Source organism: Melioribacteraceae bacterium (genome assembly GCA_019638015.1).
Classification (GTDB): Bacteria; Bacteroidota; Ignavibacteria; order Ignavibacteriales; family Melioribacteraceae; genus JAHBUP01.
In genome coordinates this window covers 496,595-513,273 of record JAHBUP010000001.1, presented here as the reverse complement: position 1 = coordinate 513,273, position 16,679 = coordinate 496,595, and the positions used below count along the sequence as shown (strand labels likewise).

At 34.7% G+C, this 16,679-nt stretch carries 13 protein-coding genes; 3 read left to right on the top strand and 10 right to left on the bottom strand.

Annotated features, from left to right (window positions below):
• Window positions 1-515 precede the first annotated feature (515 nt).
• A complete protein-coding gene (locus tag KF816_02135) occupies window positions 516-2,618 on the top strand; it encodes a hypothetical protein (GenBank protein MBX3006804.1) in 2,103 nt (700 codons plus the stop codon).
• Window positions 2,619-2,646: 28 nt separating this feature from the next.
• Here the strand turns inward: KF816_02135 and KF816_02130 are convergent, their stop codons facing one another.
• The 3 genes from KF816_02130 to KF816_02120 all read right to left on the bottom strand — a co-directional run bounded on the left by KF816_02130 (window position 2,647) and on the right by KF816_02120 (window position 5,683).
• Complete coding sequence (locus KF816_02130) at window positions 2,647-2,913, bottom strand: Txe/YoeB family addiction module toxin (protein MBX3006803.1); 267 nt, start codon at window positions 2,911-2,913, stop codon at window positions 2,647-2,649.
• On the bottom strand, window positions 2,907-3,149 hold the full coding sequence (locus tag KF816_02125; GenBank protein ID MBX3006802.1) for a type II toxin-antitoxin system Phd/YefM family antitoxin: 243 nt from the start codon (window positions 3,147-3,149) through the stop codon (window positions 2,907-2,909). The genes KF816_02130 and KF816_02125 overlap by 7 nt, the downstream gene beginning before the upstream one ends.
• A gap of 131 nt (window positions 3,150-3,280) precedes the next feature.
• Window positions 3,281-5,683 (bottom strand): T9SS type A sorting domain-containing protein, encoded by a 2,403-nt coding sequence (locus KF816_02120; GenBank protein ID MBX3006801.1) that lies wholly within the window; start codon window positions 5,681-5,683, stop codon window positions 3,281-3,283.
• 189 nt (window positions 5,684-5,872) lie between these two features.
• On the opposite strand from KF816_02120, the gene KF816_02115 reads away from it, so the two are divergent.
• Both KF816_02115 and KF816_02110 read left to right on the top strand, forming a co-directional pair.
• Window positions 5,873-6,802 (top strand): hypothetical protein, encoded by a 930-nt coding sequence (locus tag KF816_02115; GenBank protein ID MBX3006800.1) that lies wholly within the window; start codon window positions 5,873-5,875, stop codon window positions 6,800-6,802.
• Between the two features lie 71 nt (window positions 6,803-6,873).
• Window positions 6,874-7,398, top strand: a complete 525-nt coding sequence (locus KF816_02110; protein ID MBX3006799.1) for a hypothetical protein — start codon at window positions 6,874-6,876, stop codon at window positions 7,396-7,398.
• A gap of 959 nt (window positions 7,399-8,357) precedes the next feature.
• Here the strand turns inward: KF816_02110 and KF816_02105 are convergent.
• The 7 genes from KF816_02105 to KF816_02075 form a co-directional block, all read right to left on the bottom strand.
• Complete coding sequence (locus KF816_02105) at window positions 8,358-8,930, bottom strand: hypothetical protein (protein ID MBX3006798.1); 573 nt, start codon at window positions 8,928-8,930, stop codon at window positions 8,358-8,360.
• A 43-nt stretch (window positions 8,931-8,973) separates the two neighbouring features.
• Complete coding sequence (locus KF816_02100; GenBank protein MBX3006797.1) at window positions 8,974-9,462, bottom strand: hypothetical protein; 489 nt, start codon at window positions 9,460-9,462, stop codon at window positions 8,974-8,976.
• A 77-nt stretch (window positions 9,463-9,539) separates the two neighbouring features.
• Entirely contained in the window at window positions 9,540-11,960 is a 2,421-nt protein-coding gene (locus KF816_02095; protein MBX3006796.1) for a T9SS type A sorting domain-containing protein, read from the bottom strand.
• Window positions 11,961-12,039: 79 nt separating this feature from the next.
• Entirely contained in the window at window positions 12,040-13,377 is a 1,338-nt protein-coding gene (locus KF816_02090; GenBank protein MBX3006795.1) for a hypothetical protein, read from the bottom strand.
• A 41-nt stretch (window positions 13,378-13,418) separates the two neighbouring features.
• Entirely contained in the window at window positions 13,419-14,441 is a 1,023-nt protein-coding gene (locus tag KF816_02085; GenBank protein MBX3006794.1) for a hypothetical protein, read from the bottom strand.
• A 381-nt stretch (window positions 14,442-14,822) separates the two neighbouring features.
• Window positions 14,823-16,052, bottom strand: coding sequence for a hypothetical protein (locus KF816_02080; GenBank protein MBX3006793.1), 1,230 nt, complete (start codon window positions 16,050-16,052; stop codon window positions 14,823-14,825).
• Complete coding sequence (locus KF816_02075; protein ID MBX3006792.1) at window positions 16,049-16,495, bottom strand: hypothetical protein; 447 nt, start codon at window positions 16,493-16,495, stop codon at window positions 16,049-16,051. The genes KF816_02080 and KF816_02075 overlap by 4 nt, the downstream gene beginning before the upstream one ends.
• Window positions 16,496-16,679 lie beyond the last annotated feature (184 nt).

The following is a 16,679-nucleotide window of genomic DNA, read 5'->3' as shown; positions in this document are numbered from 1 at the left end:
TCCGCAAACCTGATCGTGATAATTTATATGAGCAACAAAGCGAAATATTAACTGTTGATGAAAATAGACATCTAAAAGTTCTTCATATAGAATAATAGGTGCTAAAGTTCTCCCAGTAAAACGATTGCGGGGCAGGTGAACTTGTTTCATTCCAAAAATAAAGTATTCATTAAAAAGAAAATCCCGCTTTGCGCGGGATTCCCTTTTTTAAGTGCTCCCTGCGGGACTTAATTCGAACCAACTAATAGAAGATTATATGAAATTGGTGAGGCTTCAAGAATTGTTATTAATTTGAAGTGATTGGAAGTTCTTGATTGACCATTAATTGTCAGTGTTCATTGTATGAGACTCGAACTGATATCATAAAATGACATTTATTAACACCTAATGTCGAAACCTTAAATACGCTAAAAATATTGGCTCATGTCGAAATCAAAAAAATAATTATGAACCGCCCCAGAATATTTTCATTATAATTTTCTCTTTGTATTTTAGAGATAGAATTTGGGGTATTAATGCCGATTTCCAATTTTCAACATGTAGAAAAGCTAAAGAATGATCTCTTAAGAGAATTGCCTTATCTTTTCGGAAGAACAAAGCTATTCCGCATTATTGAATTCTATGATTCCGTTTTTTCAACTGAAGATCAGCAAGTAATTGAAGCTTACACATGCGATTTTATTGAGGAATACATCGCCGAAGTTTTCAATTATACCCCCTTCTATTCGGCTCCGGCATTCAGTCATAAATTACTAATTCAGCTAAATAATTTGATTAATGTTACGACTCTCGATTACTACATTGACATCATTGAAAAATTAATTCAGTCAACAAATTTAAAATTACAGAAGCTGGATTCTATTCTTGAGGGTAATGCCGCAATGAATAGTTCAACTGGTTTTATGTTCCCGCTGTTGGAAGCCCTTGGCGGTTCAAATGCATATTCCTCTTTTGGAACGATTGAATCGGTGAATATTAAAATTCACAAGACAAATAACCAAAATCGCTTCTTATTTGTACCCTCTGCAAAGATTATTGAAGAGAGATTATTTTCCCAAGCCAAGATCAGCTTTGAGTTTGCCTTAAATTATTTTTCAAAGCATAAAAAGACGTTTAATGGGTTCCATGAGGTACTAATTTATTTTGATAATCTTTCTGCTAATTATGAAGGAAACTCTTTAGGCGTCGCGCTTACAATTGGCATTATAAATCAATTATCTCAGAACTATAATCTACCCTATATAACAAATATAAAATGTAAAGTTGCGAGCACCGGCGGTGTTGATCAGAACGGTATTGTAAAATCTGTGGGGAAAGAGGCAATAGCGAAAAAAGTTGAAATTGTGTTCTATTCTGAATTTGATACACTAATTATACCCAAAGATGATGAACAATTTGCTAGAGATAAATTACGGGAGTTAAAACTACTGTATCCCCAAAGAAAACTTAAATTAGTCGCGGTAGCGGATATGGAAGAATTGCTAAACCGCAGAGATTTAGTGGAAATTAGAAAGCAAAATAAAATTGTCCGTACAGCAAAAAGAATTAGAAAAAATTGGATCTCTTCACTTTTAATTATACTCTTATTTGTAGGCTTCGCTTTTGTTTATGTAAGAGAATATGATGATAACCCCTACTTAGTAGAAATAGCAGGAGAGCATTATATTATTAAGAATAAAAAGGGCATGGTTCTCTGGAAGAAACCCTCGATGGCATTTAGCTCTCTAGTTACTTCTTCCACTAACCTTGAAATTTTGGCGAAGGTAACAGATATAAATGACGATGGGACTAATGAAGTGTTGATTACAGGAGAAAATTTTAAAGGTGAATTGGCTAGGGGAAATGACGGAATAAGCTGCTATAACAAAAAAGGTGATTTAATATGGAAATACATTTTCAATGATGATGTGTCATCGCAGAGAGATACACTAAACACGGATTATGGATATCCATTTATCATTGATATCGTGAAAAAAAACAATAGCAAAGTTCTTTATTTATCTGTGCGCCATGGACCAAGTTTTGCTTCTGCGATATTCACTTTGGATTTACTAACCGGTAAACGAGTAGGAAATACTTTATGGAATTCCGGGCATATCCATCTTGGTATTATTCGTGATATTGACAGCACTGGGAAGCAGGAACTTATTTACACTTTTAATAATAACGGGATGAAACGTTCTGGTATTGCCGTTATTGGAATTGATGACGCCAAAGGACAAGGACCAACTTCTAAAAATTACTCATTAACTGGTATCTCGATAGCAAAATTCAAAGCATATATACTTGTTCCTCAGACAGATTTTTCAATTTATTCAGGGAATAGAAGGGGATCAATTCTACCGCTTGAACTAGCTGTTAAGCAAAGTGATAAGAAGATTTACTTTAGTTCAGTTGAAGAAAAAAAATGGGATGGAAGAGGATTGAACTATACACTCAGTTTTAATCTGAAAGACATTAATGTCGTTCCTGATGACAATTTTGTTGTTATGAGGGATGAACTTGTAAGAAAGAAAATACTTAACCCACCATATACAGATACCAAAGAATACATGGATTTAATAAAATCACAAATTCTTTACTGGAATGGGAAAGAGTTTATCCCACGAAAGAAGTAAGGCATAAATTTTATGAGTGGAATGCTTTTTATTCATAATGTGTCCACAACCGTATTACCTTTACAGCATTTTGTTCTTTATAGACTTGATAAATTAAACGATGACGGATGTTTATTCTGCGAGAATATGCACCGGATAAGTCACCAACGAGTTTTTCGTATGGAGGCGGATTTTGAAAAGGATTTTTTTCTAAGATTGTAAATAACTTTTCGGTTTTAGGTCTTAAGCCTGCTGAATTTATTTTTTTTGCATCCAATAATGCTTGCTTAGTGAAAACAACTTTCCACTTTACCATACAATTTTATCGGAACATTTTTTTAACGGTTCTTTCATTCCATCAATTATTGATTCCCTCATATTGGGAATTGATAATAAATAGAGCGTTTCTTGTATAGCACGCCAGTCATCCTCAGCCACTAAAACCGCATTGCCCCTTTTTCCGGTTATAATTATAGGTTCACTGGTTTCGTTGGTTTTATCTATTAAACTATAAATATTGTTTCTTGCTGAAGTTGAATTAACTGTTCTCATAACAACCTATTTTGTTTGCTACAAACGTACGTTTTTATGTCCGCAATGTCAAATGGATTTCCGACTTAGCGTATATAACAAAGCCGCATTTCTGCGGCTCTGTGGAGTGATTGATAAAGTATCGCCCTCAATTACTTCATCAATATGAATTTCTTGGTGTTAGAAAAATTACCGCTACATAGTTTATAAAAATAAACGCCGCTGGAAAGTTGTGATCCATTAAATCTAATCTCATAATTTCCAGCATTTTTATATTCATTTACTAAATCCGAAACCTCGTTGCCTAATAAATCATATACCTTTAACGATACATTACCAGCAACCGGAATTGAATAGGAAATTAAAGTAGTTGGGTTGAAAGGATTGGGAAAGTTTTGATATAGGGTATATTCGACAGGGAGTGAATTCAGATTCGGAACATCTACAGTAATTTCTGTCTGCTGAACATCTAGTTGTATTGAGTTTCCATTTTGATCTATAGCGACAACATCTACTAATGAAAATGTTATTGCTTGATCCAAGTCAGAGTTAAATTGCGCACTGGCAATTATACCCGCACCATTAATACCTAAGCCAGAGGTTTTCGATAATCCAATATCAACTGTTTGATCATTTACTTTTTGAGAGAAAAATAGTATAGACGAACCGGTTCCGAGAAATCCTCCATTTAATGCACTTCCATCAACATAAGTACATGTAGATTTATTACTCTGTAGTTTTAGGGAAATTCCAAAAAGATTCTGAATCGGGGTTGGATCACCAATTTTTACTTCAACCTGAAACGGAGTATTTCTTTTTACACTGATAGGCACGATAGGTTTTACTGTTGCTCCAGCTGAGGTCTTTAAAAGTAAAGTTTCTTCCTCATAATTATTTTTGATTACACTACTATGTACTTTTGCATAATTTAATCCTACAGGTATAATATCGGCTGAATTGATTGCACCATCTCCATTTGCATCTGCATAAACTCTAGTTGGTGTAGTTCCATCTGTTGACCAAGGCTCGCGTGCATAAGCTTGCCATGCACTTCCTGCATTATTCGTTCCTGGTTTAGTTTGTCCATAATATAATCCAATCCGCATAATGTCACTTGAATTAACTGCTTTGTCATTATTGCAGTCTCCCGGCCATACATCAATTGTGCTACTCACAGTAATCGTTAAGCTAAAAGGAGAAAAGGTAATTGTCTGTCCTGTAGCATTTGTTGCAGAAATATCAGAAAGTGAAAAAGTAATTGTCTGTCCACTTGTAATATTAGATGATGTGTTAAACTTTGCTCTTGCAATTAGGCCGGAACCATTAACGCCAGAACCCGAAATTTTAGATAATCCAATATCAACCGTTTGATCATTTACTCTTTGCGGAAAAAATAATACAGAAGAGCCTGTACCAAGAAAACCTCCATTCTCGGCACTGCCATCTACATAAGTACAATTGGAATTGCTACTAGTCAATTTGAATGATACACCAAATAAATTTGTCACAGAATTAGGGTCCCCAGCTTTAACTTCAACCCAAAATTCAGATCCTTTTGCAACAGTAGTTGAAGATGCAATTGGCTTTAGACTTGGATTCGATGATGATTGCTGTTGAAAATTCGCAACCAAAGTTCTGTTCGAATTAATTGTAAATGAATAGCTTATGTTGCTTGAAACAGTTGTACCATTTTCAGTCCAGTTTGTAAATGTATACCCGCTGTTGGCTGTAGCAGTTACAGTTACTGTTGAACCAGAATTATAATTACCGTGCCCAGTTGTTATCCCGCCTGTACTCGGGTTAGAAGATGTAACAACAGTATATTGCGTTGTTGTTGGGGCGGTTAATGATAAGTTCACATAGTTATGATAAGCTTTACCTGCACTGCCAGATGATCTATCTCCTAACCATATCGACCTCGCTGAATTCAACACTGCCGCATAGATGGGTGTTGTGCCCTGAGCCACTAAATTATTATCAATGTAAAATGATGGTATTCTGTTCTGGTCAACAACTATCTTTAACACATGCCAGCCATTTGCATATTGATCCGCATAGATTGGGCTCGAATCTCCTCCAAAATTTGCCCAATCAGAATCGGTTGAACCCGTTTTATAATTAATATATATACGTGTTCTTGGTCTTGTTGATGGATCAGACCCCCAACATGCGTCTCCATTTGCAGTCAAAGAATAGTTAATCCAAGGATTATATCCGCCCCATGATTGATATGTTGGGTCAGAAATTCCGATTGCCGCTCCAGCCCAACACCCTGCTGTATTTGTAAAGTCCAGATACACTTCACTTTCAAGTGTAAATCCTTTACTCAAATCAAATGTTTGCTTTGATACTCCGCCGCTATTATTATTTGAGTCGCCGTTATTATCGAACACACCTGTTTTGCCTTTCATGCTAGAAAAATGTTGTGGTAATGGACTCCCATATAACGTCCAATTGTTTAATGAATTGAAATCTTCCGTATAGTTCAACTGTGCAATAACAGATATTCTCAGAAGAAGTGCACCGATCAATGTTAGTATTACTTTTTGTTTCATAGTAACCCCTTTCTTTTAGCTATGTATTTTAATCACTTCAAAATCCAAATGAAGATTATTCCCATTCTTTAGCTTTTCGTAAAAATTTTTCTAATTTTTTCTTATATTTTTAAAGTTCTATTTGAGGTTTCTATTAAAGTCAGTTTACTTTTAAAGACCATTAAAGACGACGATTTATCTTCTCCTCCTTTGAGAGAATTAGTAGTTTATTGCGTAAAAATTGCCTCAATTTGTTTACGCTCTCATCACCTTTCTGATTGCACCCGATTTTCTAACCAAGGATTAACTTTAGAGGATATTGCTTTTGATGCAGTTTCACCTCTATTCATAAAAAGAAACTGTGAATCAGAATTACCTTTAAAACGCGCTTTGTTAAACTGGGATAAACCAATAGATTCAGAACAAGAAGCATATTTTTTCCTTTCGCAGCTAATTGGCAGTAGAGTAGAGCAAGAAATATCAAAGAAGTTAAAAGAAGCAGATCCATTTTTTGGCAAGATTTTAAGAAGTATTAATTATACTATTGAAAAAAGAGGTTATTCAAAAACCCCCTACTTTGGAGTGATTCATGTTGTTGAAAACTCTTCTGTAATAGTCAATCAATTACCGCCGGAGCCTGAGTTTATTGAATCACTTCAAAACGAATTATTTCGGCTATCAAATGATCAAATCGTTTCATCCCTTTTTGAGTTTATCAAAAATGAAACTGATTATTTTCCCGCTATTCCCTTAAATGCCTTGGTGAAAAGAATTAAAGAATTTCATGCTCATTATTTTGATTCGCTCCATTCTTCTAACGAAATTAAAATAGACGAAAAGATGGATGTTGAACACATTACAAATACTAGTCTTGAGCAAACAATAACTCGTCTAAATGATTTTTATTTTTATAAAGGAAAGATTAACGCCGAAGAAGCAATAGTTTATGAGTCGGTTCTTAAAAACTATGCAGACGACCTTAAAGATGGTGGAGTAAGCCGCGGCTTGTACGAGTATTTTAACACTCATATGTCAGATCTTACTAGAGAAGATTTTTACAAAAAGTATTATCAGAATTTGGACTATTTAATAAGGTTGCTTAAAAAAGGAATATCTGAAAAGCTAGAAAACAGTAAGTAAAACAAATATTCCAAAACACTGTATTTTGGTGTTAATAAATACTAATAAATGATTACGCTTGAAAGGAAAACTTGAAAGAGCAGATAAACATAACTGAACGGGACATTTTTACATTTGTATTCAATCCCCAAAATTTGCCTATTAATAAGAAGGAATTTATTGAGTCGAATATTGATAAATATCAAAAACAAATTGATTATTGTTCACAATTAAAAAAGATTTCAGCTGGGCAGATTGAAGATATTAAAACTCAATCAATTTCAGAGAGGATACTAAACCCTAAATCAAAAGAATTTTTACCAGTTCAAGAGAATATTACAAATGGGGAAACAAACCTCCGGCTAGCCGCAGCCGGTATAGTGCTTGAGAAGAAAAGCTACTCAAAGAGTTTTAAAGATGATTCGAATGAAAGTATTATAAAGATTGTCTCAAATGGTAAGCAAACGCTTCTATATTATTTTTCTGAGAAACCACTTCCAAAAGCGAAGCTAACTCTTTTGCCCTCTGGCGCCACCTATACAATGATGGATACTTCACATCCTATCGAGATAATGGATGAGAGTGAGATTGAAAAAGTGGTTGTTGAGAAAACTTAGACGAAGAACAAAAATGTCGCTCTTAATAAGCACGGCAAACAAAAATCCTCATCCAAAGATGGCAACAAATATCTTAAACTTTTATTCTCCGATGCAGCAGTACATGCTCTTCAGTTTTATCCAATAATTAAAAATATCAAGAATCTAAACTCAGAAAGAAAAAGAAACAAGTGGCTCGTGCCGGCCTAACCAAAGAAATTGCGGGGATAGTTTATTATGCACTAAAATAAATCTGATTTTAATAATCACTTTAAGGGAATTGTTCTACAACATAAAAAATCTAACCAATGGCCACGCATTACAAGCCCCGATTATTGACTGGTAGCTTAATTGCATTCTTCCGGGCATGAATGGGAAGTTATGCGTTTGCCTAAAATATTTGGGATATTCCATGTTTATGGAAAACTCTTTTGTTTTGAAGTTAGCCCTTAAGTTGTCTGGTCGCTGCTCTTTAGAGATCATTGAGATATTGTAGGCATGTAGGTGTACATTTTATTAGTTCGGGATTTTTATATTAACGTCAATTGCGAACAACATCAGCTTGTTCCCGAAATTTAATTACCTATTGACGTATTCCTTTTTTAAGCGGTCAATATTCGTCATAACCTAAAAACTACTATGACAAAAACTATGACAGCTTTTATAACTTATTGTAATATAATGAGTTATAGAGCTGAATATCTGCCTTGTAATCAGCAGGTCGCGGGTTCGAGTCCCATCGCCAGCTCTTCAAAAGCCCTAAAATGATGAATTTTGGGGCTTTTTTGTTTTCTGACTAATAAAAAATCCCGCTGATTTCGTACTAAAAGTAGGTGCTGAATATGGACTTTTCCAGTAAGCTTCCTATTTCAATTTATTGTTTAAGCCCGATACTTAAAACTTTATAACTTTTAAAATTAGCCGAGCTACTTTGCTGCATAAAAATTACTTATCGGCTTTTAAAAACTTGTCAGCTAGCTTTATCTCACTTTATTCAAGGTAAAATCATCAAACCAAACTTTGCTGCCATTATTCCTTGCACTTGAGATCCCTGCTCTTATTAATATCTTAGAACTACCTTTTGGAACAGTAAACATTAATTTAACCAGCTGCCAGGTCTTTGTTCCTGTAATTGAATGGCTTCGCGCCGTCGTAACTGAACCAATCATTTTGTTCTTATTAAAACATTGCACTTCTATGAAGGGAGAATTCTTAACATCCTCTGTTTTGACCCAACCGTTCAACTCATATATTCCACTCTCGGCATCAACTGATCTGATCCAATTATAAATTTTATTTTCCTTTGATGCGTTTCCCGAAATAGAAATTTTGATTGATTTTTCTCCTGTGTGCGCAATTGAATTATCCACTTGAAATTCAGCATCCGTTTTCGTCGCAACCATATTGTTGGCATACCAACCTGCTGGGCTCCCATCTTCGTTACTTATCTCGAATCCCCCATTTATTATATCATGTAGTTTGATGCTACCGCAAGAGATTAACACTATCTGCAACAAAAATATAGCCCAAGTAATATTCCATTTTTTATTCATAATGAATTTTTAGAATTATTCATCGGTTTACTTCATGAATATGTTAGAAATAATATCTCGCACCAATACCGGCATCAATTCCGAAACTAGTTGAATTAATTAATAGTAGGGTAGGAACAACTTCAATAAAAATATCGAGAGGCGTGGAGCGAGGCATCCACGCAATTCCTAATACTCCACGAATTCCAAAATTTCCTCTATATTCTCTGCCGCGGTTTATTATCCCGCCAATTCCATAAAATAAGGGGAATTCTCTGTTTGATTTTATTGCATCAAAAGAGTGCCATAGATAATCTACATGAATATGCACTAATGTTGTTTTATTGTAATCATAACCACTTATGCGATAACCATCAACAGACCAGCCAACTCCAAACACAAGTGCATTATTATTGGATAACCACAATTTGGAACTCAATCCGGTTGGCTCACCAATAATTACTCCAAGACCAAATTTTTTACTTTGAGCCTGCGTAATTGGAAGAGCTAAGAGTAAAGAAATTATCAATACTGTATTAAAGAATGACTTCATTTTTACCTTCCATTATTAGATTTTTTAAAAAGAGGATAAGCCAAAACGGCTTACCCTCTTAAGGAGTATGCAAAGGATTATTTGAGTAAAATCATCTTTTTAATTGAGACAAACTTACCGGCTGTTAGTTTATATAAATAAACTCCAGACGCCATATTAAAAGCGTTAAATTTGACGCTGTGAGAACCGGCGTTCATAGTTTCGTTTATCAAGACCGCTACTTTCTGACCAATCATATTATAGACTTCTAAACTCACCTCTTCTGTGTTGGATATGGAAAATGAAATTTCTGTTGATGGGTTAAAAGGATTGGGGTAGTTCTGTTTCAGTTCATAAGTTGTCGGTAAAGATTCTTTGTTTTCATTTTGCACTGTGGTTAATTCAGCAGACACTTGTTGTACCTGAACTGCAGTCAATTCCCCAGTTTCATTCTGTTCTGCCCAAACAATCACACTTTGACCAGTTTGAATTGAAGCGGAATGAATAGGAACATATTCTGAACTTAGAAAGATAGTATTATTGGTAATTTTAAATGTAGGAACTGACAACTGAATGGTTGCACTGTTTGCTGCCGAAATAACACCGCTATATTGAACATGTTTTGGATCTTTTTCAATTTCAATTTTCACGGCAAGGTTTTCATCGGCTGTAGTCTTGATGTATTTCACCTCAACAAATTGATTAATTTTGAGACTATCAAAAACAATTATGTTATCAAATTCATCAAAAATAACTGTATTCGCGTCTACAGCAATTGTAATTCCGGTGACGATAAAACTTGTTCCGGTTATTGAATCAATCATGCCATACAGTTCAAATTGATCTGCCGGGTAAATTTTAATAAGTTTGGCTGTCAGGATTCCATCATTATTCATTGATCCTTTTACTTCGACATTCAATCCTAAGGTTAAACTAGCAAAGGTGATCACACCTGTGCCATGCCCTATAACGAGTGTCGAGGAATCAACTGCAAAATTCTTCCCCATAACTGTAAGAGAATTTATTGTTAGGCTTTCAATAGATCCTTCAGCTTTAACTATAGGTCGCCAAAATCTTTGTACAATAATCTTTAGCGCCAAATACTGGTCCCCACTTTGATGAACGGCTTTAATTTTTACAATTTGACCAATCTTTAAATCATTAATTGTAATTGAATTTCTGTTAGCATTGATAAACTCAGTGTTTTGATCAGTAGAAAAAACCAACCCGTTCACTGTAATTGAAGTTTCTGTAATAGTTTCAATTGCACCGGTATAATTTGCTTTTTTAGTATTCTCTCTTACTTTTATTTTAGATGCTAAAAAAGTTGTTCCTTGCAAGTATGCTTCAACCATAACAAACATTCCAACTTTTAAGTCCCCAAAAGAAAGTCTCTGCTTCATATTGTTGTATATCAAGGTCTGATCGTCAATATTAAACGTATATCCTCCAAGAGTAAAGTTGTCTGTGTTGATTTCTTCTATTAAGCCAGCTATTTCGATTCTCTTTTCAAACTCATATTGGTTTAAAATAATTTTAATGGCCTTATAGCTACTATCGCTTTGCAAAATAGCCTTTACTTTTACTTCCATTCCTACTTTTAAATCTGAAAAACTAAATAAAGAACCATAATGTCCAAAAATTACGGTTGCAGAATCCACAGTAAATGTTATAGCATTAACAATGAAACTGCTCGCCATTAAGGCGCTAATTGTACCTTCAATTTCCAGTTCGTTTGATTCATATTCTTCACTTTCTACTTTGATATACTTTGCCAGATAAGAAGAATCCTGTTGTAAATATCCTCGCACTTCGACTTTATCACCAACCTTCAGATCGCCAAGGTGAATAATTCCCCTCCTATGAGCAACTATAATGGTTGATGAGTCAACAAATAACTCAACATCAAGCACCATTATTGAATTACTGCTGACCAACTGAATTTTTCCTTCAAGTTCAATTTCTTGGCGATTGTTTTCCGGTTTAAGAATTATTATAACAGCGATTAACTGCCCTTCAGCAGATTGGGTTACTTTTACCACAATATCATCTCCAACTTTCATATCTGAAAAATTCAATTTCGTATTGAACTGAGTAATAAGAATTGTGCTAGTGTCAACAAATATTTGTAACCCATTTATTGTTAGTGAATTTGAAGTTAACGCAGTAATTTTTCCGCTTAATTCAATATTTATATTTTTTGTAATCAACTTAATCTCAGTTGCTTCAAGCCGACCTAATAATGTCGATTTAACTTTTATAATAACCAGACTACCAACTTTTACACTATCATAAGGAATGCTTGCGTTCGCGTTGTTGGATATTAGTGTTATCGAATTCACAAATATTTCTAGTGAATTAACCGTAAGACTGGAATCAGTTTTTGTTTGTACTACGCCGGTTACTTGAATCTCTCCATCCGCTTTTAATTGCAATGGGTTTAGAAGTATCAAAGAAGCGATTAAAAGAAATACTGAATTTCTAAGATTTCCCCTCATCGAGTAAAATAAGTTTACCATTATTTTATTCTCCTAAGCTGATAGTTGAAATTTTCCTTATTAAAGAATGGAACCGGGATATCCGGTTCCCAACAATTATTTAGTTCATGTTAGCTAAAATCATAATCTGAGAAGCAGCATTTATTTGAGTTGTTGTTGCGCCAACAAGTGCGAATTGAGTCGTCGTCCTTACAGAATTGAAGAAAGTAACATAAGCATTAATTAATATATCTAATGAAATCGATCCAACAATTGAGGCGCTTAATATTGCTTTAGCTGATGCGGTTCCATTTATACTTGTGTCAATTGCTTCGATTGATGTAGCATAAGCGGATAATACAAGTTTTAATTGTGATTTAATAGCTAATCGGTACTGAACAAACGCGCTTACCATTTGATCATAATTCGCTGAGGTCTTTATCGAGTTGTATAATGCAGCACCCGCTGAAACAACAGCATTTACTTGTGCATCTGATGCCCCGGCCGCTTGAAATTGCTGTTTCATTGCAACACTAAGAACAAAAGCATACCGCTTGTAATATGACTGCAACACTGCTAGCCGACCATTGGCATTCATATTAACAGATGCATTAATAAAAGTAGTAGCACCTATTCTTATTAGTTCAGCGTAAACAGTAGAATTTACTGTACTGTTTGCAAAGATGTAAGCCTCATAATCGTTTACAATATTTTCGTATTCTACTTCAGAATCGGAAGAATTATATAAAGCTGCATCTAATTTTGCTTTTGCTTCACCTCGTGCATGCATCATTGCTTGTATCTGACTGCTGGTTAATCCGAAATAGGAATTGCCCGCTGCTTTAACATAAGTCTGCGATTGCGCTTCCAGCGCTTTGATTAACTCTGCTTCAGCACTTGCGTTACCTTTGATATGTGCAGCCCCTTGTGCATTTATCAAGACTTTTAGATCTGCCGCATCGATAGAATTGGCTTTTCCCTGAGCGACTAATTTAATGTAGAGATTGCTCTCTGCAGTCGATTCAATTGTTAGCGGTGGAGAATAAACGGTACTACCTGTTTGAACTTTAGAAGAAACAATTGCTTTTAATTCAGCCTCTCCCTGGGTAGCAACAATAATAAGATTTTCAGCGCCACTAAGATTTGTTTCAAGAACAAATTTACCATTGGCATCTGTTTGCACTTGTTGTGTGGAAACAGTTTTTAGTGAACCATCCGCTTGTACTTGCGCAAGTATAACAGACGCACCCTGAATTGATGAGAAAGTAGTTTCAGCATTTCCCGATTTATTTAGAGCTGGTGTCATTCCACTGTTTGATGAAATGCGACCTGCCACTTTTGCGCTACTTCGCCCGGATTCGAGTGGATTATCATCATTGGAACATGCTGTGAATATTATTGCAGAAGTTAATATGCCCACAAAGAGCTGTTTAATCGAATATTTATTTATTGTTTGCATTTATTTGTCTTTCATTTTGTGAATGAATTATTTGGAATAAATTATTTCACCCTATAAGGTATTCCCCAGGTTTTTACTTCAACTGCAGTGTCAGTATCATACACTACATTTCTTGGGAAGGCATTTATCACAGCGTGCATTCTTGTCGCATGTGAGCTTGTACTCCATTTCCTCTCATACACTTTGCGGTAATAAGAACCCTCTTGCTGTGTTGAAACAAGATCGAATTTTTCTTTGTTCTTTTGATTGCCATTCATGCCTGCTCCGTAGGTAACAGTTAAAAAATCGGGCTCAGATGAATTACTTATAACTTCTACAGTAAGTTTTATGGCTTGATTCCTTTTATACCATGTTAAAAGATTTTTCCAATCACGCCCATGATTTCCAAATCCAATTTCAAAGTTATTATTGTCATCCTCATCATCATCCCCACCTTTTTCTTTACCTGCTTTGAAGAAGTAAGTGTTCGGATCATCAATATAATGTTCAGTTCCATTTTGAGATGTCAATTTGATTCCAGCTATTTGAATAGTATTACCTTCACTACCGCCATTAGGAAGTGATACAGCTTCAACTTTCCAATCCTTTTCATCATCTCCGGTATCATCTACTTTTTTAAACTTGATAATTCTTGTGATTACTGTTGAAAAGTCTTTTACAATTGTTGTATCAACTTTCTGCCGAATTCCTATAGTAGGCTGATTGAATGATCCTTGTATTATCAAACGGCCCTCATATTTTTGAGTTAATGTACCTATTGCAGTTGCACTATCTTTTTGAAGAGCTAAGTTTTTCTCAACAAGACTCATCTTCTGTCCAACTTTAATTGGATACATATCCTTCCCAAGCGATCCGGCTAGCGCCATTGCGTGTTCTTCATTATAGTTTGGGGTAAAAGAATTTACCGATGAACTGTTTTCTGCAACCTTCATAAATATTTGTGTATTACTGCTATTTGGTGATTGCGGCTCATTGCTTTCAAAAGGATTATCACACCCTGTAATAAGTACTACAACCATGAGAGATAGTGTGAATATTAATTTTGAAGCGATATATGGTTTCATAACGACCTCTTCTTTTAATGTTAATAAGTTGGTTGTTTTATTATTCACTGTTTCAAGATTTCTTTTAATATTCTTACTCCTTAGAAATTCTATGACCAAAATACTTTCTCAGACCAAGGATGTATGCAGTAGTAATCACATTTCATGTGTGGTTGATTTTACGACAGTTATTTTGTTCTATTTTTCCACCTTTTTATTCATGTTAACCGATTGCTTGTGATCTCTATCATTATTTTGTCACTGGTTGTTCCTGTTTTTTTTACGACTGGGTTTCTCCTCAGGCTATTTGATTTAATAACCTAGTTATGAATCTGAGTTTCATCTTGATATAAACAAACAATCCCGCATTAGCGGGATTGCTTATTTAACCTTTGGAGAAAATTAGTTTGATCTCAACTTTGATTTTATGTTATGCCAAATCAACATGAAAAAACCTACCATGATTAATAATGCAGTGATGATATATCCCCAATAGGTATCAGAAGGCGTAACTGCATTTTTCCATTCAGCAATTTTTGCATCAATAATCTCTTTTTCATTTTGAGATAGCATGCCATTATCCAGCAGAAGAGGAATCCACTCCTCCTCAACTGATGCATAATAAACATTATCTGTAAAAATTTTATAAGTCTCGAGCGATTCTTCAATGCTGGTGTCGTCGATGCTATTACTCCTCTCATCTATGTAATCACTAATATTCTTAACAAATTGATCAGCGTTTAAGAAAGGAGCTAATTCAATACCCTTGGCGTTAAACTGATCTAAAATATTTCTCCATATTTCATTAGAAATTTGATAATCCCACTGTGTGAATAGCGAATCTATTTGAGCAATTTCCACTTTTTGCTCTTTCTTGTTTAGATAAACATTAGATAGCATTGGTCCAATTTGTTTCCATACTTTTGATAAATCTTCGTGCTGGTGTTTCATTTGAGTGAAATCATCAGCTTTTATTTGTGTGATTTTTATAAAATGAATGTTGTCTTGAATAGTGCGCTTAATATTATTGAACATATTGGTTTTATTAACTTTGGTGATAATTGATTTTCTCTCCTTTTGCGAGTAGTCACCAGATGATTTGCCAAATTCCACAAGAAGGCTGTCAACCAGGTCATGCACAAGCAAGTCCCGTTCACTAATAGTTCTCTTCAACCTTACAACTAACTTTTTAAGATCAGCAATAGTCGCATCCCCCTTTTCAATTTGCATCTTTAATTGGTCGATCTGTTCAATGAGTCCGGCACTCAGATTGTTAAAATGCTCTAGCTGAGTTTCCAGTTCTACAAGGCGAGTTGTCAAAGCTGATATTTGCCCCAGATTGGCATTCTTATCCTCTAGTCTCTTTTCAAGTTTTTCAATTGTTGATTCATAATTTTCCGGATACAATGCATTGTCAAATATATTTTTATACTCGAGATAATCATTTCTGAAATAGCTAAGTCGCTTTTTGATGATCATAATTTCTTCTAAAGACGATGCACTTTTAATAGACTCTTCAATTTCTTTACACTGTGCTTTGAAGTTTTGGAGTGATTGATAATCGGATTGAGCTATGTTCAAAGAGTTAAAATATATCATAAGTGTTAAGATTAAACCGATGAGCGTTTTCATTTTACCCTCACAATTTCTGATCCGTAAATAAAATATTTTGTTGATCCGTCAATTAATTCAATCCCATTTAGCTTTTGGTTGAAATTTGGCTTTTTAAGCATAGTTGAGTCAGTCACTCTCAACTTATCTTTCAACTCCATGCCCCCTTCTACACAATGAAACATGTAAATATTTTTAAACCCTCCACTTGTAAAAAAATAATACCCATTTCTATCTCGTATAATTCTCATTTCTTTTCCGTGATAAGAGTTCGAATCGCTAAACTCTTCTTGAAAGATTGGCTTTATATTTATTTCAAGATTGTATCTCTCTTCCGAAATATTCCCGTTTAAATCTATATTTATTACAGATTCAACAGGCCATGAAAAATCAGCCGGCCGCAATACTAATGCTGAGCAGCCAGCTGCAATAAACAACATACTGCCAATAATTATTTTCTTCATAGTAAACCCCTTTATCTGAGTTCTCAATATTTTATAACTAAGCGTGTCTCTTTTGAAAGAAAATCGCCTGCCTTTTTCATTGTAAACTTATGATCGTATGAATTAGTTGTATGCAGTATATTTGTGGTAATGTGTGTGGTGGGTATTGTGGCAAGATTATCCCATTAATCGGCTAGTGTTCTAC